Below are 20691 nucleotides of genomic sequence, written 5' to 3' on the forward strand. Positions count from 1 at the left end.
GGTCCCGTAAGAATACGTCTGATAGGTAATTATCTGGTTAGCAGGATTGGAGGGATGTTTGTGCCGTATGCCCCCTGGGGGACATGGCAGGCAGCGGCCACGGATGTGGAGGATCAGATCCCGGCAGATCTTGTCAGCGGGCCTTTTGCGGTCACGATGATCTCAACCCGCACCGGGCCGAGGACCTCTTCCAGCCGGTCTGACATCTCTGCCTGAAACCCGTCGATCTCTTCGGCCCGCACCGGCCGTCCGGGATCGGTGTAGATGGCTGCATAATGCATGCGGCCAGCCTGGAGAACAGCAGAGCGCTGCAGCTTGAAGCCGTTTTCCCGGCACAGGTCCCGCGCGCTGCGCAAAACTTTGGCATGGGTACCGCCCGGGGCGCTGACCCCTGCCAGATCCGCAAGGGTTGTGCGGAACGCGCCAAGCGGTTGCCAGACGATCACCGAAATCAGGACAAGGACGATGACCGCATCCCCAATCGGTAAATAGGGGGCGAGAAACGTGTCTTTCAGATAAGGCAGCGACAGCAGGGCGGCGCCCGCGCCCACGCTGAGGGCACCATCGATCAGGGCGGCCTGGGCCTCGGTCTTCAAAAGGGCGCTGCGTCCGCCGGTTTTGCGGAAGGCGCGGTAGTAGACGAAGGAAAGAGCAAAACAGATGACAATGATCACAGTCATATAGACCACGATCGGGCCGAAGATGAGGTCCGGAACGGTGCCTCCGCTTAGGAAGGTCCAGATCTTGGCGCCCGAGACAATGGCAGCGAATACCAGGATGCCCACAAGGATCAGGCTGCGGAAGGTGACATAGAGCACTTCCTCAAAATCGTGGCCCCAGGGATGGCGGCGGCTTGGCGGCTGGGCCACCCTTGCGCCGATGCGGGCGGCGGCAATCGCGGAGAGGAAATTGACCGCCGAATAAAGACCGTCCACCAGCATGGCATCGGAACGGGACAGCCAAGCGGTCACAAGACCTGCGAAAGCCATGAAAAGATTGGCCCATTTTCCGATGGCAAGGGCGCGGTGCTCGGTCTCCCGGTGGCCGGCTGATGCGGGCATTGCCGTCTAGTTGCCCCGCTTGAGCGATCCCAGAAGGCCGCGTACCAGGGCCCGGCCCAGGGAGGAGCCGAGACTTCTGGCGGCCGATTTCAATCCGGCCTCCAGCACGGTGTCCCTCTGGCTCTTGCGTTTGTTGCGCCGGTCCACACTGTCCCGGCGGGGCCGGTCGTCCCGGCCGAAATCCGGCAGCTGAAAGCCGGAGCGGCCGCGTCTCGGGGTGCCGTGCTTGCGGGCGTGGCTGTCTTCCTTCTCCTGTTGGCGGTGCTCCTGGCGCTGGGCTTCTTCCGCTCGGGCCATCAGCACCTCATAGGCGGAGGTGCGGTCCTTGGCACGCTCATAAAGGCCGAAGACCGGGCTGGACTGGATCAGGGTGCGCCGCTCGGCCTGGGACACCGGACCGAGCCGGGAAGATGGCGGGCGGATCAGCGTCCGCTGTACCACGGAGGGAATGCCTTTTCCTTCCAGGGTCGAGACCAGAGCCTCTCCGACACCCAGCTCTGTGATCACCCGCTCCGTGTCCAGATCCGGATTGGGACGGAAGGTTTCGGCCGCCGCCCGCACCGCCTTTTGATCGCGCGGTGTGAAGGCGCGCAGGGCGTGTTGGATGCGGTTTCCAAGCTGGGCCAGAACGGTTTCGGGGATGTCGAGCGGATTCTGGGTGACAAAATAGACGCCGACGCCTTTGGAGCGGATCAGGCGGACAACCTGTTCCACCTTCTCCACCAGGGCCTTGGGAGCGCCGGAAAAGAGCAGATGAGCTTCGTCGAAAAAGAAGACCAGCTTTGGTTTTTTCGGGTCGCCGACTTCCGGCAGTTCCTCAAACAGCTCCGACAGCAGCCACAGCAGGAAGACGGCATAGAGCCTGGGGGAGGTCATCAGCTTGTCGGCCGCCAGAATGTTGACGAGCCCGCGCCCGTCCGGGGCCGTGCGGATGAAATCCCGGATGTCGAGGGAGGGCTCTCCGAAGAAGTTCTCGCCGCCCTGGCGCTCCAGAACCAGCAGCCGCCGCTGGATCGCGCCGACAGAGGCTTTGGAAACATTGCCATAAAGGGTGGACAGTTCGGAAGCGCGTTCGGCCACATGGGCGAGCATGGCCCTCAGGTCCTTCAGGTCCAGAAGCAGCAGCCCTTCGTCATCGGCCAGCTCAAAAAGGACATTCAGCACCCCTTCCTGGGTATCATTCAGTTCCAGAAGGCTGGACAGAAGCAGGGGGCCGATCTCCGATATAGTGGTGCGGATCGGATGGCCCTGTTCCCCCAAAAGGTCCCAGAAGACGGCCGGAAACGCGTTGTAGGAGTAGTCTTTTGCGAGCCCGACCTCTTCAGCGCGCTTTTCCAGAAAGTCCTTGGACACCCCGTCGGCCGCCAGACCGGAGAGATCCCCCTTGATATCGGCGCAAAAGACCGGCACCCCGGCTTTCGAAAAGCCTTCTGCCAGGATCTGAAGGGAGACGGTTTTGCCTGTGCCCGTGGCACCTGCGATCAATCCGTGCCGGTTGGCAAGTTTCAGTGCCAGCGTCTCGTCCTTGGTGCTGGCGCCGATGAAAATGCTGTCTATGTCCGTCACGGATACCCCCGAATCTCACCACCTGTTTTGTTCCAAACCTAGAACCTTTCTCTGCGCAATTGAACCGCAAAGGATGTGCGGGCTGCGCACAAAAAAGGCCCGTCCTCTGAAGAGCTGGCCATCGACGGGGCGGGGCAAAGGGAGGTATAGAAACGCGCGGTCAATTTTAAGACCGTCATGGTGAAAAGCATTAAAACCTGGAGAATGACATGGATGAGCTCATCAACCGGATTATCGCAGCGGCCGGGATCGATGAAGACCTGGCGAGAAACGCGGTTGGGATCATTCTCGGCTTTCTGGACAAGGAAGGCCCCGAGGACAAGATGCAGATGATTTTCGATGCGCTGCCTGGTGCGGCCGAGCTTGTGGCAGCCCGTGCGGAAGCTGGGTCCGGCGGCGGTCTTCTGGGAGGGCTTGGCAGCATGATGGGCGGTGGCATGGGCGCCATGGCTGCCTTGAGCGAACTGAACAGTGCCGGACTTGATATGGGTGGTGTGCAAAGTGTTGCCAAAGAACTCATTTCTTATGCTAAGGAAAAGGCAGGGGACGACGTTGTTGATGAAGTGGTTTCAAAAATTCCGGGGCTGAGCCAAGTCCTCTGAGTGCCTTAAGGTTCTACCGCCGGTCATACAGGGAGTTCAGTGCGCATGTCTTATTCGATCGATGAAATCGAGGGCATTGGCCCGACTTACGCAGCAAAGCTGGGCGAAGTGGGTATCAAGACAACGGACGCTTATCTTGAGCGCGCAAAGGACCCGAAAGGCCGCAAGGCCCTGGAGGACGAAACCGGCATTGACGGCAAACGCATCCTCAAATGGGCGAATATGGCCGACCTGATGCGCATCAGCGGTGTGGGCGAGGAATATTCGGAGCTGCTGGAAGCGGCCGGTGTGGATACCGTGAAGGAGCTGAAGCACCGTAACGCTGCCAATCTGGCCGAAAAAATGAAGGAAGTGAACGAGGAAAAGAGCCTCGTGCGTCAGGTGCCGAGCGAGAGCCAGGTGACCAAATGGGTGGAGCAGGCCAAGGAACTTGCCCCGATGATGACCTATTAGAGCATAGCGCGTTTTCGGATTTGCCTGCCGTTGCCTGACATCAGAGATTTCAAGGCGAAAGCCAAAACAGCTTCAATCCGGAGGACCGCAGCTTGCGCTGGAAGCGTTCTTTCCGGCCCAAATTAAAAAGGCCCGCCTTACCGGCGGGCCTTTGATTTCAAGGTGAACTTGTGCCTTTGGGGTCAGACGCTGATCTGTCCGTAACGCAGGGCTTCCACGACCGTGTGGGTCTTGTTGGATGCGTTCAGCTTGACGCTGGCATTTTGCAGATGGGCGTGGACGGTCCGCTGGGAAATGTCCAGAACATCCGCAATTTCGCCGGCCGTCTTGCCATAGGCTGTCAGTTCAAGAACCCGGCGTTCGCGGGTCGACAGGGCACCGGGACGCTGTCCGGACACAATCCCCAGCTCCCGAAGCCGCGAGAACGCGGCTGCCGACAGAACCTCCAGGTTGGACAGGTCATACTTGTTGACCTGAAGGGAGGGGCCGCTGGCAAAGACGAAAGCCTGGAACGGGTAAAGCTCGGTCACCGGAACCACGACGATCTGGCTGCCTTCCCCGGCAGAGGCCAGAAGATCGGAATGTTCCATATCGCCAGCGGAGATGGTCCACACGCGAGCCCGGTTTGAGCCGAGGCCAAGCATCAGGGCGCTGTCATTGGCGGACAATGACGTGCTTTCGATCCCGTCATTGCGCTGATCGGGCCACCGGAAGCGCTGAACCAGATTGTCGATGGGCCGGTTCGGCATCGGCAGACCGGTAATCAGAATGTGAGTTGCCCCCATGCGGCGCAGATTGGATTCCAGGATATCCAAAACGTGGTGGGCCGCATTTGCTTCCGAAATTGCTCTCAGTTTGCTTTTCAATTCGCTTTGATCAAGCATTGTGCACATCCTTGGCGGTTCACTTCCCGCTCGTTTGCGGACAGGGCCATTGAAGGCCGTGGCCGCTGATGGGTAACGAAAGGTCATATCTTCGACTCTCCTGACAAAGATACGAACCTGACGCTGCGCATTTTATAGAGGGTACAAATTCCCATGCGTCAGCAAGATAACGCTACAATATAATTGATGATCATACCAATAGGGAAAACACACAAAGTTTGCGAAATCCGCCAAATATTTGATTTTTTATCAAATTGTGAAATTTTGAACTTTTCGCATAGGTTGTTGTTCCGACGGCGTTTCTTTCAAAGAAGCGCGATTGTTGCGCTTTGCTTTCTTTTCAAGGCGCTGGTGCGTCCGGATATCCACTGGTGACGTGAAAGACCTGGCCACGCTCCGCCGTTGCCTGTCTCATGCGGGTCTGTGCTGCCGGGTTGTTGAGCAGACGCTGCATCAAAATGAGGCCGCAGTGAAACGTTACCCTTTGTGCTGAGTTGCCAAGCATTCTGGGCGGGATTATGACCATGAGCCAACAAGGATGACCCGCAAGCTGCGCCTCCTGTGCGCTTATTATAAGGAGTGGTTCTGGCCAGGTCAGGTGGCTGCAGGCGCTCAAAACGCACAGACCTTTCAGAGCGCGGGCGGTCTGAGGGCTGTTTTATCATGAGCCCGACGTTACAATGCCACGCGAGGGAGGCGTGCGATGCCACTCAGTTTTACCGGACCAGACAGCTTTTTTTCCGCCGATGAAGAGGCCTGGTGGGCGGCTGTGGATAAAGCGCTCAAGGGCATGGCGCGGGAAAAGCTCTATTCAGCAACCGAAGACGGGTTTCAGATCGCTCCGCTTTATGCGGGCCGGCGGGACACGCCCGCCCGGCAACTCCGGCAAGACAGGCATGGCTGGACCATTTCCCAGCGGATCGATATTCCCGGCCCGGCGCAGGCAAACCGGCAGATCCTGGACGACCTGGAAGGTGGGGCAAACGGACTTGAGCTTGTTTTTGCTGGCGCTGCGGCCTCAGGGGGGCTTCAGGTTGCGGATCTGGACGGGCTTGAGACGTTGCTGGCCGGTGTTCTGCCGAACCTGATCCGGATCCGGGTCGATGGTGGTTCGGCGACCTGGCAAGCAATCGCCCTTTTGCTGGCGCATCTGGACAAGATCGGGACCGACCCGGCAGCAGTGGCCATCAGTGCCGCGCGTGATCCGTTTGAGTTTCTGGCCAGATCCCACTCTTCCGCGTCCGGCCCGCATAAAGAGATGGAAGCTGCCATTGATACGGCGCTTGCGGCCCGGGACCGGCGTGCATGCGTGCGTGCCCTGGCGGCGGACGGCATTGTCTGGCATTCGGCCGGGGCTACACCGGCCCAGGAGCTGGGTCTTGTTCTGGCCTCCGCAACTGCACAGATGCGTACTCTGGAACAGACGCCTTTCGCACCACAGGACTGGGCCGGGCAGATTTCCTTCAGTCTTGCGGCGGATGCGGACCAGTTCGGCACGATTGCCAAGGCTCGGGCACTGCGTGCTCTTTGGTCCAGCGTTCTGGACGGAGCGGGCCTGCCTCAGGCACCCGCCTATCTGCATATGACCACATCCTTTAGGATGCTCACCCAGAAAGATCCTTGGGTCAATCTTCTCAGGAACACGGTCGCAGTGTTTGCCGCCGGGGTTGGAGGGGCGGACAGCGTGTGTGTGCTGCCCCATACCTATGCCGTCGGGCTTCCGGAGGGTCTGGCGCGGCGGCTGGCCCGCAACACCCAGGCGATCCTTCTGGAAGAAAGCAGCCTGGCCAAGGTCATGGATCCGGCTGCCGGAGCCGGGGCGGTGGAGGACCGGACAGAAACCTTGTGCGCTGCCGCTTGGGAGGTGTTTCAGGAGATTGAGGCGGCGGGCGGTCTGGCCCAGGCGGTGCGGCAGGGGCTGGTGCAGACACGTCTTGAGGCGGCGAAGGCAGATCTGGCGCTCAAGATTGCCACCCGCAAACGGGCGGTTACCGGGGTTAGCGAGTTTCCGAACCTGAGCGAAAAGCCGGTGGCGGTCCTTGAGACCGGCGGCAGCGCGGGGGAGGGAGACGGGAAACCGGTGCCTGTAGACCTGCCGCCGCCGGGCAAAGGCGCGTGGACACAGGCGCTGGTGGCGGCCGCTCTGGACGGCAAGGCGATGCCGGGGCTTGGTCAAGTGGCGTTCGGGCCAAAGTCTGTGGCACTTGATCAGCACAGCCTGTCCCCCATGCGGCTGGCTGAGCCCTTTGAAACGCTGCGTCGGTCTGCCAAGCAGCTTGAAGAGAAAACCGCCCGGAGGCCGGTCGTGTTTCTGGCGAGCCTGGGTCCCCTGTCGCAGTTTACTGCACGGGCCACATGGACGGCCAATGCCTTTGCTGCCGGCGGCCTTGGCAGTGTCGAGGCGGCCGTTTATGCCAGTCTGGACGACCTGGTGGCAGCTTTTCAGGAAAGCGGGGCGGTTCTGGCCTGCCTGGTGTCTTCCGATGCGGTTTACAAGGACGAGGCGGTCCCGGCCGCCCGAGCCCTCAAGGCCGCCGGAGCGCATCATTTATATCTGGCTGGCCGTCCGGGAGAGCAGGAAGCGGGCTGGACAGCGGCAGGCGTCGACACATTTCTATATGCCGGGGGCGATCTGCTGGCGCTGCTGGCAGAGGCGCAAACCAGTTTCGCGCGCGCGCATGGACTGACCCCAACCGATCTGGAGGTTCCGGCATGAGCAGGATCCCGAATTTTTCCGAAAAGCCGTTCCGCAACAGGCTGCAGGCGGCAGAAACCGGAGGCGCGGACACTTGGCACACCCCGGAAGGGATTGATGTAGCGCCCGCCTATGGCGCCCCGGATCTGGAAGGGTTCGCCCATCTGGACACGTGGCCGGGGCTGGCCCCGTTCCTGCGCGGGCCCTATCCGACCATGTATGTGCAGCAGCCCTGGACCGTGCGCCAATATGCGGGCTTCTCGACGGCGGAAGATTCCAACGCTTTCTACCGGCGCAATCTGGCCGCCGGGCAAAAGGGGCTTTCGGTGGCTTTCGATCTGGCTACCCACCGGGGTTATGACAGCGACCACCCGCGTGTCGCCGGGGATGTGGGTATGGCCGGGGTGGCCATTGACTCCATCTATGACATGCGCACGCTCTTTTCGGGCATTCCGCTCGACAAGATGAGTGTTTCCATGACCATGAACGGTGCCGTCCTGCCGGTGCTGGCGCTCTATATTGTGGCTGCGGAGGAACAGGGCGTTGCCCAGGCGGATCTGTCCGGGACCATTCAGAATGACATTCTGAAGGAATTCATGGTCCGCAACACCTATATCTATCCGCCCCAGCCGTCGATGCGGATCATTTCCGACATCTTCAAGTTCACCTCCCAGAACATGCCCCGGTTCAACTCGATCTCGATTTCCGGCTATCACATGCAGGAAGCCGGGGCGACGGCGGATCTGGAGCTGGCCTATACCATTGCGGACGGCATTGAATATGCCCGCGCCGGGGTGGCTGCCGGTATGGATATCGACCGGTTTGCGCCGCGCCTGTCTTTCTTCTGGGCCATCGGCATGAATTTCTTCATGGAAGTGGCCAAGCTCCGGGCCGCCCGCCTGATCTGGGCAACCCTGATGGAAGAGAATTTCCAGCCCAAGAACCCCAAGTCCCTGTCACTTCGAACCCATTCCCAAACATCTGGCTGGTCCCTAACCGCCCAGGACGTTTTCAACAATGTGATGCGCACCTGCGTGGAGGCGATGGCGGCCACGCAGGGCCATACCCAGTCGCTGCACACCAATGCGCTGGATGAGGCGCTGGCCCTGCCGACGGATTTCTCGGCCCGGATTGCCCGCAACACCCAGCTGTTCCTGCAGCAGGAAAGCGGGACGACCAAGGTGATCGACCCCTGGGGCGGCTCCTATTATGTGGAGAAGCTGACGGCGGATCTGGCCGAAAAGGCCATGGCGCATATCCGTGAGGTCGAGGGTCTTGGCGGCATGGCCAAAGCGATCGAGAAGGGCATTCCGAAGCTGCGGATCGAAGAGGCGGCGGCGAAAACCCAGGCCCGGATCGACAGCGGCACCCAGACCGTGGTGGGCGTCAACAAGTTCAAACCGGATAGTGAAGAGGCGATTGACGTTCTGAAAGTCGACAATGCCCAGGTCAGGGCCGCCCAGATCGACAAGTTGAAGCGGCTGCGGGCGGAACGGAACGAGGCGGACACTCAGGCTGCGCTTGAGGCCTTGACCCGGTGCGCCCAGACCGGCGAAGGCAATCTTCTGGACCTGTCCGTCAAGGCTGCGCGGGCCAAGGCAACGGTGGGGGAAATTTCGCTCGCCATGGAAAAGGTCTTTGACCGGCACAAGGCGGAAATCAAGTCCATTGCCGGTGTCTACAAACGGGAGGCACGAGCCATGTCCGGGACCCTTGAAAAGGTGCAGAAGCTGGTCGAGGTTTTTGAGGAAAACGACGGCCGCCGCCCGCGTATTCTGGTCGCCAAGATGGGCCAGGACGGCCACGACCGGGGCCAGAAGGTGATTGCCTCGGCCTTCGCCGATCTGGGCTTTGACGTGGATATTGGCCCGCTGTTCCAGACCCCGGAAGAAGCGGCCCGCCAGGCAGTGGAGAACGACGTTCACGTTGTGGGCGTCTCGTCCCTTGCCGCCGGTCACCTGACGCTGGTTCCGGCCTTGAAAACGGCTCTCGCACAAGAGGGGCGGGAAGACATCATGATCGTGGTGGGAGGTGTGGTTCCGCCCCAGGATTATGAGGCGCTCTACCAGTCCGGCGCTGCGGCCATTTTCCCGCCGGGCACCGTCATTGCCGAGGCGGCTATTGGTCTCATTGGCAAGCTGAACGAGCAGCTGGGCTACGGTCCGGCGCAAGCGGCGGAATAGACGTTCGGACCGAAGGGATGGCTGGCTATTTTGTCAGCCGTCTTTCTTTGATGCATCCTCAAAGATCAGAATGTCGCCCGGCTGGCAGTCGAGCGCTTCGCAGATTTTCTCCAGCGTGTCGAAGCGCACGCCCTTCACCTTGCCGGATTTCAGCAACGACACATTCTGTTCCGTGATGCCAATGCGTTCGGCCAGCTCCTTGGAGCGCATCTTGCGCCGGGCAAGCATCACATCAAGTTCAATGATTATCGGCATGTCCGGGCCATGAGAGCTTGAGGGGCCAGGTGAATGGCAAAAGGGGGGGCATGTCAGACAAATTGCCGGTTTTCCTCATCAATTGTGGCGGCTTCGCGCATGATCCAGCCGAAGACAAGCATCAGGGCGCCAAAGACAATAAAGAAGAACTCGTCACCGTCCAGCTCCATATCGATCTGACGCTGGCCTTCTGGAAAATCGATGGTCAGCAGCACCGAGACGATCGGATTGCTCAGGACCTCAAAGGCGCCATAGGTCAGCAGCCAGATACCGATGCGGACCATGCGTGACAGTGTCTCGGGCGCGAAGAATGCCGCCTTGCGGAACTGATCGAAGAGCTGTCGCACATTCCAGCAGATGGCCAGCAAGAGGGCGAAAGCCGTAACGGCCACAAGGCTCAGTCCGATGCGCTGGGCAACGGGAATGTCCCCCAGCGCACGCTCGACTTCGGTCAGTTCCAGGGTCTCGGTGGTCACGTCCAAAAGGGCGGGCAGCAGGATCATTGCGACCACAAGCGCGCCTGACACGGCGATGGTGACGAGAACCACGGTGATGAACCACTTCATGGCGGTCGACACCTGGCGGATGCGGACGAGGCGCCGTTTGCGCTCTTTTTGTTCAAGCTCAGTCATGTCTGTCTCCGATTGGCCGCGCCTTTCTTGCTTCGTACGGCAGAGCCTGAAAAACCGCAATAAAAATATTGCTATTGACAAAAAAATTATTGCGTACATTTTTTAAATTATCGTTTAGCGATAAAAAATTATGAAATCACACATGAGAAAGTATCATGAATGAAACGAGAGACGAAATGGTAAGCTCTTTATTTTATTATGGATTTTCCAGGTCCAGTCCTGTGCGTCCGGAGTGGAGACAGGCGTTGCCCCCAGCCTGCCGGCCAGGAATTGCCCTATGCGCTGAATCTGCCGTCTGGCTGATCAAACCTCTTGTTTTGTGTGCCGTGCTGGCCGTCCTTGTGACTGGCGCCCGCGCGGCTGATCTTGGGTCCGGAACAGATGCGTTCGAGGTGCCGGACCGTGCGAAGCCGTCTCCCTGGTCCGGGGCTTACCTTGGTCTGGAGGGTGGGGCCTCGCAAACGGTGACGGGAGTGAAGGCACGCGGGACGAGCCGCGACTATTCCCGCATTGATGGGGCCTTTGGCCTCTTTGGCGGCTACAATTGGCATGTGTCCAGGGTTGTGCTCGGGCTCGAAGGCTCGGCCACCTATCTCGGCGGGCGGGAAAAGGGCACTCATCCGGTGCTTGGTGCGGTCGAAACGGGTGCCAAATGGAGCGTTGCGGCAAAGGCGCGGGCTGGTATGCCCATTGGCAATTTCATGCCCTATCTGAGCCTGGGGCTTGCAGCGACAGAACACAGTCTGAAAGCAAATGGCCATGAGGAGACCTCGGTGGCCTTGGGGCCGGTCTTCGGGGCGGGGCTGGAAGTTGCCGTCAAAGATGACTGGCGTCTGCGGGCGGACTATTCGCTAACGGGCATTCTCGATAAGACATCCAGATTCGGATCTTCGAATGTGAACAGGGCATCGGGCAATCACCGCCTCATGATCGGCCTGTCCCGCTCGTTCTGACAGGCGCTTATGCAAAGGCCGCCCCGGACCTGTCCGGGGCGGCCTGTTTGGATTGATCCTATTTTAACGGTGGCTGTGATCTTCAGCCAAGTGTGGTGAGGCCGGTCAGGTCTGCCAGAACCGCCTTGGGCGCCAGATCCGGATATTCGTCCGGCATGCCCATCCGGTTCATCCACACGGTCCGGAAGCCGAAGGCGGTGGCCCCGGCAATGTCCCAGCGGTTGGACGACTGGAAGGAGACCTCTTCCGGGTAGATCCGGAAATGGGTGGTGACCATCTCATAGACCTGTGGGTCGGTCTTGAAGGTTCTCAGGTCATCGACCGAAAAGATCTCGTCAAAGAGTTCCGTCAGCCCGGCGGCCTTGGCGGCCGCGTCCAGCATGGCGGGCGAGCCGTTGGACAAGATCGCGATCTTGGCCCCGGTTGCCTTCAGTTCGGTGAGCACTTCCGGCACTTCCGGATAGCAATCCAGTTCCCAATAGGCGCTCAGAAGATCGTCCCGCAGGCTCCTGTCGGCAGATGGCACAAGGGCAAAGGCGGTGTCGAGACCCTGGCAGGTCAACTCCCAGAAGTCTTTATATTGTCCCATCAGCGCCCGGACCCAGGAATATTCCAGCTGCTTTTCCCGCCAGAGAGAGGATAGCCTTTGGGCATCCGGCCCCAGCTTCGCGGCATGTTTGCGCACGGCCGCATGAACGTCGAAGAGCGTTCCATAGGCGTCGAAAACAAAAGCGGCATGAGCCATGACCGGGTTCCTTCAAGGGATTTCAAGACGGCCGCAGAAAAGCGTGCGCCTTGGCAGGCGTCAAGCGGTCCAATGGGCGAATTCGGCTGACATACACCCTAATCGGTGCGTTCCAAAGGCCCTTTTACGGCAAAGAGACCCTATTGGGCGGGCGGCAAGGTGACCGCACCATCGTCTTCAAGGGTCCAGAAGGGATTGTAGGCAATTTCCAGCAAATGCCCGCCGGGCACTTCCACATAGGAAGAATAGCCGCCCCAAAAGGCCCTTTCAGGCTCCTTGACGGGTTTGGCACCTGCCAAGACCGCCTCTTGAAAGGTCGCGTCGACCTCCGCTTCCGAGCGGCCATTCCAGGCCAGAGTGACGGCGCCGGTTGTCTCTGACGTAACATCCTGGCCGATTTCCCGGGCCAGAGCGTCCCGGCTGTAGAGTGCAAACACCCCGCCTACAATCTGGAAGAACACGACCTCGGGGGAGGGAGCCGCGTTCACCTGCCAGCCCAGTCCGTCTTCGAAGAAGCGCCGGGCCTGCGTCACATCAGGTACGGCCAGGGTTGTCATTGATATGCGCTGGTCCACAATCTTGTCCTCTTGCTCTTTGGCGGTGCCCGCAGGTGAATGTCTTGAAGTGCGCGCAGGAACATATAGGGAACAAATGGCAGGGCCTGTCAATGGGGCAAATTCCTGCAACGTTGGGAGCGCTTCTTTTTCGGGACTTTGGAGCAGGGCAGGACAATGGGGGCGGTCTGCGAAGAAGATGGTCCGCGTTCGCGCAATATTTTTTCGTAAATCAGATGATTGTGGGTTGAAACCTTTCAGTCAGGTGGAGAAATTGGAAGAAAAACAGCCTCTTTCAGGAGGAGGACGGTAAGCTATTGACCTGACCGGGCGGCGGGTGTTGTGTCGGCAGCAGACTACAAGACCTGATAGGCAAAGGGACACACAATGAGCGGAATGAGTGATACGTGGACATGGTTTGATGGTGCCTGGCATGAAGGCAATCCGCCGATCATGGGGCCCCGTACGCATGCCGCCTGGCTCGGCTCAAGCGTGTTCGACGGGGCGAGGTTCTTTGACGGGGTGATGCCCGATATCGACCTGCACAGCCAGCGTGTGAACGATTCTGCCCTGGCGCTCGGCATGAAACCGACCATGAAAGTGGGCGAGATTGTCGAATTGACCAAGGAAGGCTGCGCCAAATTCGGCAGCGGCCAGCAGATCTATATCAAACCCATGTATTGGGCGGAAGGCGATGGTCCCGGTGTGATAACCGCAGATCCGGACAGCACCCGGTTCTGCCTGTGCCTGTTTGATGCGCCAATGGCCCCGAAAGATGCGGCTTCCAGCATTACCCTGTCGCCCTTCCGCCGCCCGACCATGGACTGCATGCCGGTCAATGCCAAGGCCGGGTGCCTATACCCCAACAATGCCCGGGCGATGATGGAAGCCAAGGGGCGGGGCTTTGACAATGCGGTTGTGCGGGACATGCTCGGCAATGTGGCGGAGCTGACCTCGGCCAACATCTTCATGGCCAAGGACGGCAAGGTGCACACGCCCGAGCCGAATGGCACCTTCTTGAACGGCATCACCCGCCAGCGGATCATCCATTTGCTGCGCACGTCCGGCTACGAGGTGTTTGAGCGCACTTTGCAATATGAAGAGTTTCTGGAAGCGGACGAGATCTTCTCCACCGGCAACTACAACAAGGTATCGCCAGTCAAGCGGATCGAGGACCGTGACCTGCAGCCGGGGCCGATTGCCGCCAAGGCGCGCGAACTTTACTGGGATTTTTCCCACGCCTGAGACCGACCTGTGCAGGCCGGAGAAACAGTCTTCAGGACCGGATGACCAGCGCGGCGGCAATGACCAAAGCCGCTGCAGCTGCAAGAGACGGCGCCTGAAACGATCCGGTCACTTCATGCAGTTTGCCCGCAAAAAAGGGCCCGGCCATCTGTCCAAGGCCGAAACTGGCTGTGAGCACCGCCAGCATACGGCGCGTCGCGGGCGGCCCGCCTGACAGGGTCTGCCGCCTGGCCTCCATCAGACCGAGCGCAGTGATGCCCATGAATGTTCCACCCAGAAGGGCTGCCCCCAAAAGGAAAAGCGCCGGCTGGACGGTGACGGCGGTCAGGGCCACACCGGCAGCTTCGATAAGACAGGCGGCTGCGAAGGCTTGCCGGGCGCTGAGCCTGGCGGAAATTTTGTTCCAGACATAGATGGAAGGCGCGGCGGAAAGGCCGACGGCCAGCCAGACATACGGCTCGCTCACCTGCAGGGCAGGTTCGGCCCGGGCGATGGTGGAGACAAAGGTGGCGGTGATGACATAGCCAAAACCGAACAGACCATAAGCGGCGATCAGCCGTTTGAGACCCGGGGTCAGGTCCGGGGCCGGACTGGCCGCTTCAGGATGGGTGCTGCCGGTGGCCGGAGCAGGGCTTTTTGGGTCAGGGGTGGGCACAAGGCGGGCTGCAAGGGCCAGAACCAGAAGTGTGGCACACGCGCTCGCCAGCCACAATCCGCGCCAGCCGGTGCCGACCTGGGCCAGGACGGCAATCAGAACCGCGGAAAAGGCGATGCCGCAGCCAACGCCTGCGAAATGCAGTGCTGACAGGCCGCCCCGCCCGGCAGCAGTCAGCCTCTCCAGGATCAGGCTGGTGGAAAAGACCAGTACGAAAGCGCTGGCGACACCGCTTGCAAACCGGATGACCAGAAAGGCGGGCACGAGCGTTGTCAGTGCCATGGCGGCGCTGGTCAGCGCACTGACGGCCAGACCGCCGAGAAACCAGGTTCTGGGCGCGCCCGGCAAAGACCTGGCGGCTCCGGCGAGGGCGCCTGCCAGGTATCCCAGAAAATTGGCGGAGGCAATCAGCCCGGCCTGTTCGGCCGGAAGATGCAGCCCCTCGGCCATGAAAGGCAGGATCGGCGTGTAGACAAAGCGCCCGATCCCCATGGCCGCGGCCAGGGATAGCAGCCCGCCAAAGGCAAGCAGGGTCATGGAGCGGTCTGTATCTGACATGATGATCCTTGGAAAGACGGCGCAGGCAGGGGTGGAACAGGCGGGTGGGCCGTTCCCCCTTGAAAGGAAGCTACAACCCGTTGAACGCTCGGGCAATTGGAGGCGGACAGAGGTTGAACCGCCGGGGTGGACACTTTGGGGCGGGCCCGGACTGCAGGACAGATGCACTGAAAATAGAGGGCTCTTCCGGGATGTGTCAAAAAAATAAGAAAAAAATTATTTTATTTTCGGGTTCGGAACTTGCCGTCCGCTGTGTGGAATCCTATTTTGCGCCTCGACGCAACCGGACGGCATCTTGTCCGGTCTGCCGGTCCCCGACCTATCTGAGGAGTTTGTCATGTCTTTCGAATTGCCTGACCTGCCTTATGCATATGATGCGCTGGCCCCTTACATGTCTGCTGAAACTCTCGAGTTTCACCATGACAAACACCACCAGGCCTATGTGACCAAGGGCAATGAGCTGCTGGCTGGCAGCGGGCTTGAAGGCAAGTCTCTGGAAGAGATCGTGAAAGAAAGCTACGGCAAGAACGCCGCCCTGTTCAACAATGCCGGTCAGCACTACAACCACATTCATTTCTGGAAGTGGATGAAGAAAGACGGTGGCGGCACCTCCCTGCCGGGCGCCCTCAGCTCTGCGATCGACAGCGACCTTGGCGGATTCGACAAGTTCCGTGCTGAATTCATTGCCGCTGGTGTTGGCCAGTTCGGGTCCGGCTGGGCCTGGCTTGCGGTCAAGGACGGCAAACTGGAAATCATGAAGACGCCGAACGGCGAAAACCCGCTGGTTCACGGCGCTGCGCCGATTCTTGGCGTGGATGTGTGGGAACACTCCTACTATATCGACTACCGCAACGCCCGCCCGAAATATCTGGAAGCGTTCGTCGACAGCATGGTCAACTGGGACTACGTGCTGGAGCTTTACGAAGCGGCCACGAAATAAGCTGTCGGTTCTGCTAGTGACAGCCCCCCGGTCCGAAAGGGCCGGGGGTTTTCTTTTGGAGATCTATCCGCAAAAATTCTAAAAAAATACAGAAGGGGACACTCGCAACCGATGACAGGGACATCGCGCTTCACCGTAGCGCCAGTGGTGCAGGCATCAGATATTGATTCAGTCAGAACCCTGTTCCGGGCGTATGTGGACTGGCTGGAGATTGACCTGTCCTATCAGGGCTTTGAAGAGGAGCTTGCCGGGCTGCCAGGAAACTACGCACCGCCGGGCGGGGCGCTGCTGGCGGCAAAGACAGAAGATGGCAGGGTCTTGGGCTGTGTGGGTCTGCGGCCATTTGGCAGCAGCGGCAGCTGCGAAATGAAACGGCTCTATGTGGCCCCGGACGGGCGCGGGCTCGGCATCGGGGCAGCACTGGTTGCTGAAATTCTGAACCTGGCCCAGGCGGGCGGATACAGCGAGATGCTGCTCGACACCCTGCCGCACATGAGCGGAGCCATCCGGCTTTACAAGGCAGCCGGGTTCACGGAGATCCCGGCCTATTATGAGACACCTGTGTCCGAGACGATTTTCTTCCGGAAAGCTCTATTGGACGTGTGAAGCCGGCTGCCGGTCCTACAGACCGAAGATGGCTTCGATTTCCACCAGAAGATCCGAAGAAAACAGCCCGGCAACCTGTACCATCGCGCTCGCCGGGGGCGTGGAGCCATAGGCGCTGGTCAAGGCGTTCCGGATCGCGGGAATATCATCGGGGGAGGTGATGAAGACCGTAACCTTCACCAGATCCTTCAGCGATTTGCCGTGATGCCCGGCGATCTGTTTTAGCTGCTCCAGAATGGCGTCCGTCTGGTCGCCCGCAGATCCGCTTTGTGCCGGTGTTCCAAACGCGGTCAAGCCTGACGAATAGAGAAGCTGGCCATGCTGCACAGCATGGGAATAGGGCCCGGCTGCAGGGCCAAGCGCGTCATAGGTGTGTCTTTGCAAAACCATTGCGATTCCAATCGTGTCAGGGCAGGCGCCGGGCCAGAAAATGGGTGGCCCGGGTCACAACCGGGCCAAGGAAAAACGCAGTCACGGCAGCAGCCGGCCATGCGAGCCGGAAGGCCGTCATCCATTGAGCGAAAAAAGCGCTGCTCCAGCCCAAGTTGAGATAGGTCACCCAGCAGGACATGAAAAAGGACAGGCCGAATGACATTAGGGTGGTTGAGATCAGGCGGTGCTTCATGGTCACCTCAAGAGGCGTCTTTGAGCCGCGCCGTTTCGCCAATTCCGGCCAGTTCTTCGATATAGCGGACTTGGGTCAGGTTGCGGGCAAGATACGCCTTGGTGTGGGCCGCCTCGAAATGGTCGGCTAGCGCCTGTTTGCTGGTCCAGCGCTCCCAGAGCGTGAATTTCGTCGGATCTTTCAGGTTCTGGCGGATTTCAAACAGAAGGCAGCCAGGCTCCTGCTGCGTGGCCTCCACCAGCTGACGCAGGCCGTCTTCGGCCTGTTTGAGATCCGCGCCGGCCACGAGTTCAATACCGGCACTGATGAAATAGTTCGACATGGTCAACTCCGTCTCCTTGATGGGATGAGGATCATGTATTGATTTGTCTTTAGGCAATCTATAGCTAGTAAATGGATCTAAAATTCCGGAAACGAAATCATGTTGGATGACGTTGCTCTTTTTGTGCACATCGCCCAATGCCGCAGCCTTGCGGCTGCGGCCAAGCGGCTGGCGCTGCCGGCGGCAACGGTGACCCGCCGTTTGCAACGGCTGGAGGACCGTCTCGGGACGCAGCTGGTGCACAGATCCGCGCGGAAATTTGCCCTGACCTCGGAAGGGGAGGCCTATTTCAGTGCGTTGGCCGATCTGGTGTTTCAGGCCGAAGACGCCTTGCATGGCCTGTCGGCGGATATGACCCAGCTTGCGGGCGGTTTGCGGGTGTCTGCACCCACCAATGCCTCCCTTGGGGTCTTGGCGCCCATGTGGTCCGGTTTCTTAAAAGCGTTTCCGCAAATCCAGCTCACCTTGCTTTTGAGCAATGACAACAAGGATCTGAAGGAGAACCGGATTGATGTGGCCTTACGCTTCGGCCCCCAGTCGGATCCAGCCCTCTACCAGAAACGCATCGGTGAAGTGGCCACACGGCTGGTTGCGTCCCCTGACTATCTCGCCCGTCACGGTGTGCCTGAGACGCTGGACGCCCTTCAGGGCCAACGGCTTGTCAGCGTGACGTCTCTTCCCCAGTGGCACTTGAAGAGCCCGGCGGGCGCGCAGGAAACGGTCTATCTCAGCGCCACTCTTTCGGTTGACGATATCACCCTTGCCCGTCAGCTTGTGTCGGATGGCCATGGCATTGCGCTGCTTCCGGTGACCGAAACGGCGGCCGATCTTGAGGCGGGCCGCCTTCAGACGGTCCTGTCCGGCTGGACGGGCCAGGTGCGCACCGCCTATCTGGTTTGGCCCACAGGACGCCTCTTAAGCGCCCGGGCCAGAGCCCTGTGCGGCTATATCGAAGAGTTCATGGCAGCCCGGCCCGTGCTTCAGGGCCGCTTGCCGGGAGAGGGGACGCCTCAGGCGGAATAGGGATTGCACCGGATGAAGCGTGGCACGTCGATATAGCTTCGCATGGCCGACAGCCAGGCGAGACAGGTCTCCTGGGACTTGAAGCAGCCGGCCTGAGAGACCTGATATCTGTTGCCGAAATCATTGACGACACCCGAGGCAATTCCTTTCCAGCCTGCGCCGGAAAAGCTGCGGCAATCATATTGGGTGCCCTGTGTATAAGGCAGGTTCTGCCGCGTCTTGCTGAAGGTGGGGGCGAACAGCAGATCCGACGGGCTCTGGAATTGCGGCTGGCAGGCCGTGAGGGCAAAGGCTGCACCGGCGACGCAGGCGCAGCGGGCAAACCTGGCGGGCCCGAAGGCTGCCAGGATCTTTTGCCGGAAAGGAAGACGCATCAAGGGCTCCAGAAAATGGCTTTGTCTTGAGTGTCTTGCCTCAAGAGCGGTTCTCCATGGTCTCCACTTGACCCGAAGAGAGGGGCAAAATCAAGACATGCTCCGGCCCCATCTGCTCCGTCTCAATTCACGGTGATCCAGCGCAGCATCAGGAAGTTGTCAGCCCGTTGGGTCAGATCAATTGTGGCCTTTGAGCCCCAAAGCAGCGGCTGGATATGGAGCGGTACATAGGCCACGTCTTCCTGTAGAAGTGCGGCGGCTTCATCCAAAAGCGCCTGACGTTTGCCGGGATCGATTTCTGTCTGGATGGCGGGTAGAAGTTCGTCGATCCGTGGATTGGAATAGCCTCCGAAATTCCAGCTGCCCAGCTTCTTTTCCTCATTTTGGGTGGCTGCCAGAAAGCGCAAGGGATGTTCGGCATCAAATGTGCCCGGCGACCAGCCCAGCAGGTACATGTCGAAATTTCCGGCACGCAGATCCGGCCAGTAAGTGCGCACTGGCATGGCATTCAGATCCGCTCGCAGGCCGACCTGGGCTAGCATCGCGGCAATCGCCTTGCACAGGGCTTCGTCATTGATGTAGCGGTCATTGGTGCATTTGAGACCAAAGGAAAACCCGTCCGGATATCCGGCCTCTGCCAACAGCGCCTGCGCAATCTCCGGGTCATAGGGGGGACGGCCGGAGGCGGCGGTGCTATAGCCTTTCATCTGCGGGCTCACAAGCTGGGAGACGGTCTGGGCCATGCCGCGCATGATCTTGTCAACCAGGGCATCCGCATAGACCGCCCGTTGAACCGCCCGGCGCACGCGCACATCCTGAAAGGGGTTCTTGTTCACCAGGTCCTTTGAAGAGGTCAGGGTTTCATGGTGATGGGCAAAGCCGAGCATGATAACCCGTGCCTCAATGCCCCGATGCAGGGTGAGACCGTCCTGGTTTTCGATTCGGGCGACATCCTGCACCGGCACCGGATTTATCAGGTCGACCTGGCCGCTCAGTAGACCGGAGACCGCAGTCGCCGGGTTGGCAATCGGCAGGAAGGTGGCCTTGGTCAGATTGTGCTCTGCCATGTCCCACCAGTTTTCAAACGGCTCCAGAACGGTGTTCACTCCCGGTTCCCTTGTGGTGAGCCGGAAGGGGCCTGTGCCGTTTGTGTGCAGTGTTGCGTGAGTCTCCGTCTCCTTGGCCGGACGCACGGCGCCATTCGCCACGGCCCAGTCCTTGTCCAGGATCAGAAAATTGGCAATGGAATCGGGAAAGAGCGGCGCGGGCGCATGTGTCAGGAAATCGATTGTATGGGGCCCCACAATCCGGACCTCCCGGACCGGTGCGAACCAGGAACGGGTGTCGGCCTCCTTGGAGGCTGCCCGCTCATAGGAGAACAGCACATCGTCTGCCGCAAACGCCGCGCCGTTATGGAAGGTGACCCCCTTGCGCAGGTGAAAGCGCCAGCCATCCTGGCCAAGCGGTTCCCAGCTTTCCGCCAGAGAACCCTCAATCTGCATATCCCGGTCGCGGCGAACGAGGCCTTCATAGATATTGTTGAGGAAACCCAGAACGGGGGCAGAGTTGACCGCGTGGGGATCCATGGTTTGGGGATCGGTGGGGGAGGACCAGCGTAGTTCTGCGGCCTGCGCGCACATGCCGGCGGAGAGGAGCGTGGCCGAGACAATCCAACCCGACAGCCAGCAAGACTTGCAAAGACCTGATCTGATCATGATGCACCCCGATGCCCTGGGGACCGCCGCGTTTGAAAGGCCGTT

22 protein-coding genes are annotated in these 20691 nt (G+C 59.9%); 9 read left to right on the forward strand and 13 right to left on the reverse strand.

Translation table 11 applies throughout. The features are described 5' to 3' along the window. Positions 1–113 precede the first annotated feature (113 nt). Both ACXAIC_RS05310 and ACXAIC_RS05315 read right to left on the reverse strand, forming a co-directional pair. Positions 114–1061, reverse strand: coding sequence for a cation efflux transmembrane domain-containing protein (locus ACXAIC_RS05310; RefSeq protein WP_475174411.1), 948 nt, complete (start codon positions 1059–1061; stop codon positions 114–116). Between the two features lie 6 nt (positions 1062–1067). Next, a complete protein-coding gene (locus ACXAIC_RS05315) occupies positions 1068–2627 on the reverse strand; it encodes a helicase HerA-like domain-containing protein (RefSeq protein WP_475174413.1) in 1560 nt (519 codons plus the stop codon). A 209-nt stretch (positions 2628–2836) separates the two neighbouring features. Here ACXAIC_RS05315 and ACXAIC_RS05320 point away from each other — a divergent pair, with 209 nt between their 5' ends. Both ACXAIC_RS05320 and ACXAIC_RS05325 read left to right on the forward strand, forming a co-directional pair. Continuing rightward, positions 2837–3229: a DUF2267 domain-containing protein gene (locus tag ACXAIC_RS05320; RefSeq protein WP_475174415.1), complete on the forward strand. Its 393-nt coding sequence runs from the start codon at positions 2837–2839 to the stop codon at positions 3227–3229. 45 nt (positions 3230–3274) lie between these two features. After that, positions 3275–3682 carry a DUF4332 domain-containing protein gene (locus tag ACXAIC_RS05325; RefSeq protein WP_475174416.1) on the forward strand — a complete coding sequence of 136 codons (408 nt, stop codon included), beginning with the start codon at positions 3275–3277 and terminating at the stop codon, positions 3680–3682. Positions 3683–3864: 182 nt separating this feature from the next. On the opposite strand, the gene ACXAIC_RS05330 is transcribed toward ACXAIC_RS05325, so the two are convergent. Further along, entirely contained in the window at positions 3865–4566 is a 702-nt protein-coding gene (locus tag ACXAIC_RS05330) for a LuxR C-terminal-related transcriptional regulator (RefSeq protein WP_475174418.1), read from the reverse strand. Positions 4567–5269: 703 nt separating this feature from the next. Between ACXAIC_RS05330 and ACXAIC_RS05335 the strand changes: the two genes are divergently transcribed. Further along, the gene (locus tag ACXAIC_RS05335) at positions 5270–7282 is read left to right on the forward strand and encodes a methylmalonyl-CoA mutase family protein (protein ID WP_475174420.1); all 2013 of its coding nucleotides are present in this window, start codon (positions 5270–5272) and stop codon (positions 7280–7282) included. Beyond that, positions 7279–9444, forward strand: coding sequence for a methylmalonyl-CoA mutase (gene scpA, locus ACXAIC_RS05340; protein ID WP_475174422.1), 2166 nt, complete (start codon positions 7279–7281; stop codon positions 9442–9444). Before ACXAIC_RS05335 ends, scpA begins: the two co-directional genes overlap by 4 nt. Positions 9445–9477: 33 nt before the next feature. On the opposite strand, the gene ACXAIC_RS05345 is transcribed toward scpA, so the two are convergent. Together ACXAIC_RS05345 and ACXAIC_RS05350 are read right to left on the reverse strand one after the other, a co-directional pair. Then, positions 9478–9699: a helix-turn-helix domain-containing protein gene (locus ACXAIC_RS05345; RefSeq protein WP_475174424.1), complete on the reverse strand. Its 222-nt coding sequence runs from the start codon at positions 9697–9699 to the stop codon at positions 9478–9480. Between the two features lie 53 nt (positions 9700–9752). Next, positions 9753–10331, reverse strand: a complete 579-nt coding sequence (locus ACXAIC_RS05350) for a DUF2975 domain-containing protein (RefSeq protein WP_475174425.1) — start codon at positions 10329–10331, stop codon at positions 9753–9755. A 341-nt stretch (positions 10332–10672) separates the two neighbouring features. Between ACXAIC_RS05350 and ACXAIC_RS05355 the strand changes: the two genes are divergently transcribed. Then, complete coding sequence (locus ACXAIC_RS05355) at positions 10673–11284, forward strand: outer membrane protein (RefSeq protein ID WP_475174428.1); 612 nt, start codon at positions 10673–10675, stop codon at positions 11282–11284. 82 nt (positions 11285–11366) lie between these two features. Here the strand turns inward: ACXAIC_RS05355 and ACXAIC_RS05360 are convergent, their stop codons facing one another. Together ACXAIC_RS05360 and ACXAIC_RS05365 are read right to left on the reverse strand one after the other, a co-directional pair. After that, positions 11367–12029: a haloacid dehalogenase type II gene (locus tag ACXAIC_RS05360; protein WP_475174431.1), complete on the reverse strand. Its 663-nt coding sequence runs from the start codon at positions 12027–12029 to the stop codon at positions 11367–11369. Positions 12030–12169: 140 nt separating this feature from the next. Then, the gene (locus ACXAIC_RS05365) at positions 12170–12586 is read right to left on the reverse strand and encodes a VOC family protein (RefSeq protein WP_475174433.1); all 417 of its coding nucleotides are present in this window, start codon (positions 12584–12586) and stop codon (positions 12170–12172) included. 384 nt (positions 12587–12970) lie between these two features. On the opposite strand from ACXAIC_RS05365, the gene ACXAIC_RS05370 reads away from it, so the two are divergent. Beyond that, entirely contained in the window at positions 12971–13828 is an 858-nt protein-coding gene (locus ACXAIC_RS05370; protein WP_475174435.1) for a branched-chain amino acid aminotransferase, read from the forward strand. A gap of 31 nt (positions 13829–13859) precedes the next feature. Here the strand turns inward: ACXAIC_RS05370 and ACXAIC_RS05375 are convergent, their stop codons facing one another. Next, on the reverse strand, positions 13860–15041 hold the full coding sequence (locus ACXAIC_RS05375) for a YbfB/YjiJ family MFS transporter (RefSeq protein ID WP_475174438.1): 1182 nt from the start codon (positions 15039–15041) through the stop codon (positions 13860–13862). Between the two features lie 337 nt (positions 15042–15378). On the opposite strand from ACXAIC_RS05375, the gene ACXAIC_RS05380 reads away from it, so the two are divergent. Together ACXAIC_RS05380 and ACXAIC_RS05385 are read left to right on the forward strand one after the other, a co-directional pair. Further along, positions 15379–15981, forward strand: a complete 603-nt coding sequence (locus tag ACXAIC_RS05380) for a superoxide dismutase (RefSeq protein WP_475174440.1) — start codon at positions 15379–15381, stop codon at positions 15979–15981. A 111-nt stretch (positions 15982–16092) separates the two neighbouring features. Beyond that, positions 16093–16587 carry a GNAT family N-acetyltransferase gene (locus ACXAIC_RS05385; protein ID WP_475174443.1) on the forward strand — a complete coding sequence of 165 codons (495 nt, stop codon included), beginning with the start codon at positions 16093–16095 and terminating at the stop codon, positions 16585–16587. Positions 16588–16602: 15 nt separating this feature from the next. Here the strand turns inward: ACXAIC_RS05385 and ACXAIC_RS05390 are convergent, their stop codons facing one another. The 3 genes from ACXAIC_RS05390 to ACXAIC_RS05400 are packed head-to-tail and all read right to left on the reverse strand — an operon-like array spanning position 16603 to position 17534. Next, on the reverse strand, positions 16603–16977 hold the full coding sequence (locus ACXAIC_RS05390) for a RidA family protein (protein ID WP_475174445.1): 375 nt from the start codon (positions 16975–16977) through the stop codon (positions 16603–16605). A gap of 16 nt (positions 16978–16993) precedes the next feature. Next, positions 16994–17212 carry a DUF2798 domain-containing protein gene (locus ACXAIC_RS05395; RefSeq protein ID WP_475174448.1) on the reverse strand — a complete coding sequence of 73 codons (219 nt, stop codon included), beginning with the start codon at positions 17210–17212 and terminating at the stop codon, positions 16994–16996. 7 nt (positions 17213–17219) lie between these two features. Then, positions 17220–17534, reverse strand: a complete 315-nt coding sequence (locus ACXAIC_RS05400) for a putative quinol monooxygenase (RefSeq protein ID WP_475174450.1) — start codon at positions 17532–17534, stop codon at positions 17220–17222. A 99-nt stretch (positions 17535–17633) separates the two neighbouring features. On the opposite strand from ACXAIC_RS05400, the gene ACXAIC_RS05405 reads away from it, so the two are divergent. Beyond that, positions 17634–18557, forward strand: coding sequence for a LysR family transcriptional regulator (locus tag ACXAIC_RS05405; RefSeq protein ID WP_475174453.1), 924 nt, complete (start codon positions 17634–17636; stop codon positions 18555–18557). Here the strand turns inward: ACXAIC_RS05405 and ACXAIC_RS05410 are convergent. Continuing rightward, positions 18545–18931 (reverse strand): hypothetical protein, encoded by a 387-nt coding sequence (locus tag ACXAIC_RS05410; protein ID WP_475174454.1) that lies wholly within the window; start codon positions 18929–18931, stop codon positions 18545–18547. The two genes, ACXAIC_RS05405 and ACXAIC_RS05410, sit on opposite strands and share 13 nt — an antisense overlap. A 122-nt stretch (positions 18932–19053) precedes the next feature. Beyond that, positions 19054–20646, reverse strand: coding sequence for an ABC transporter substrate-binding protein (locus ACXAIC_RS05415; RefSeq protein WP_475174455.1), 1593 nt, complete (start codon positions 20644–20646; stop codon positions 19054–19056). Positions 20647–20691: the final 45 nt, after the last annotated feature.

This window comes from Roseibium sp. AWQ4_254 (assembly GCF_056161025.1).

Bases quoted from the DNA above. Each gene is read 5' to 3' on its own strand.
- ACXAIC_RS05395 (WP_475174448.1), bottom strand. From the start codon at position 17,212: ATGAAGCACCGCCTGATCTCAACCACCCTAATGTCATTCGGCCTGTCC.
- ACXAIC_RS05380 (WP_475174440.1), top strand. From the start codon at position 15,379: ATGTCTTTCGAATTGCCTGACCTGCCTTATGCATATGATGCGCTGGCC.
- scpA (WP_475174422.1), top strand. From the start codon at position 7,279: ATGAGCAGGATCCCGAATTTTTCCGAAAAGCCGTTCCGCAACAGGCTG.
- ACXAIC_RS05365 (WP_475174433.1), bottom strand. From the start codon at position 12,586: ATGACAACCCTGGCCGTACCTGATGTGACGCAGGCCCGGCGCTTCTTC.
- ACXAIC_RS05415 (WP_475174455.1), bottom strand. From the start codon at position 20,646: ATGATCAGATCAGGTCTTTGCAAGTCTTGCTGGCTGTCGGGTTGGATT.
- ACXAIC_RS05405 (WP_475174453.1), top strand. From the start codon at position 17,634: ATGTTGGATGACGTTGCTCTTTTTGTGCACATCGCCCAATGCCGCAGC.
- ACXAIC_RS05325 (WP_475174416.1), top strand. From the start codon at position 3,275: ATGTCTTATTCGATCGATGAAATCGAGGGCATTGGCCCGACTTACGCA.
- ACXAIC_RS05410 (WP_475174454.1), bottom strand. From the start codon at position 18,931: ATGCGTCTTCCTTTCCGGCAAAAGATCCTGGCAGCCTTCGGGCCCGCC.
- ACXAIC_RS05370 (WP_475174435.1), top strand. From the start codon at position 12,971: ATGAGCGGAATGAGTGATACGTGGACATGGTTTGATGGTGCCTGGCAT.
- ACXAIC_RS05320 (WP_475174415.1), top strand. From the start codon at position 2,837: ATGGATGAGCTCATCAACCGGATTATCGCAGCGGCCGGGATCGATGAA.
- ACXAIC_RS05360 (WP_475174431.1), bottom strand. From the start codon at position 12,029: ATGGCTCATGCCGCTTTTGTTTTCGACGCCTATGGAACGCTCTTCGAC.
- ACXAIC_RS05400 (WP_475174450.1), bottom strand. From the start codon at position 17,534: ATGTCGAACTATTTCATCAGTGCCGGTATTGAACTCGTGGCCGGCGCG.
- ACXAIC_RS05330 (WP_475174418.1), bottom strand. From the start codon at position 4,566: ATGCTTGATCAAAGCGAATTGAAAAGCAAACTGAGAGCAATTTCGGAA.
- ACXAIC_RS05335 (WP_475174420.1), top strand. From the start codon at position 5,270: ATGCCACTCAGTTTTACCGGACCAGACAGCTTTTTTTCCGCCGATGAA.
- ACXAIC_RS05390 (WP_475174445.1), bottom strand. From the start codon at position 16,977: ATGGTTTTGCAAAGACACACCTATGACGCGCTTGGCCCTGCAGCCGGG.
- ACXAIC_RS05345 (WP_475174424.1), bottom strand. From the start codon at position 9,699: ATGCCGATAATCATTGAACTTGATGTGATGCTTGCCCGGCGCAAGATG.
- ACXAIC_RS05310 (WP_475174411.1), bottom strand. From the start codon at position 1,061: ATGCCCGCATCAGCCGGCCACCGGGAGACCGAGCACCGCGCCCTTGCC.
- ACXAIC_RS05385 (WP_475174443.1), top strand. From the start codon at position 16,093: ATGACAGGGACATCGCGCTTCACCGTAGCGCCAGTGGTGCAGGCATCA.
- ACXAIC_RS05350 (WP_475174425.1), bottom strand. From the start codon at position 10,331: ATGACTGAGCTTGAACAAAAAGAGCGCAAACGGCGCCTCGTCCGCATC.
- ACXAIC_RS05375 (WP_475174438.1), bottom strand. From the start codon at position 15,041: ATGTCAGATACAGACCGCTCCATGACCCTGCTTGCCTTTGGCGGGCTG.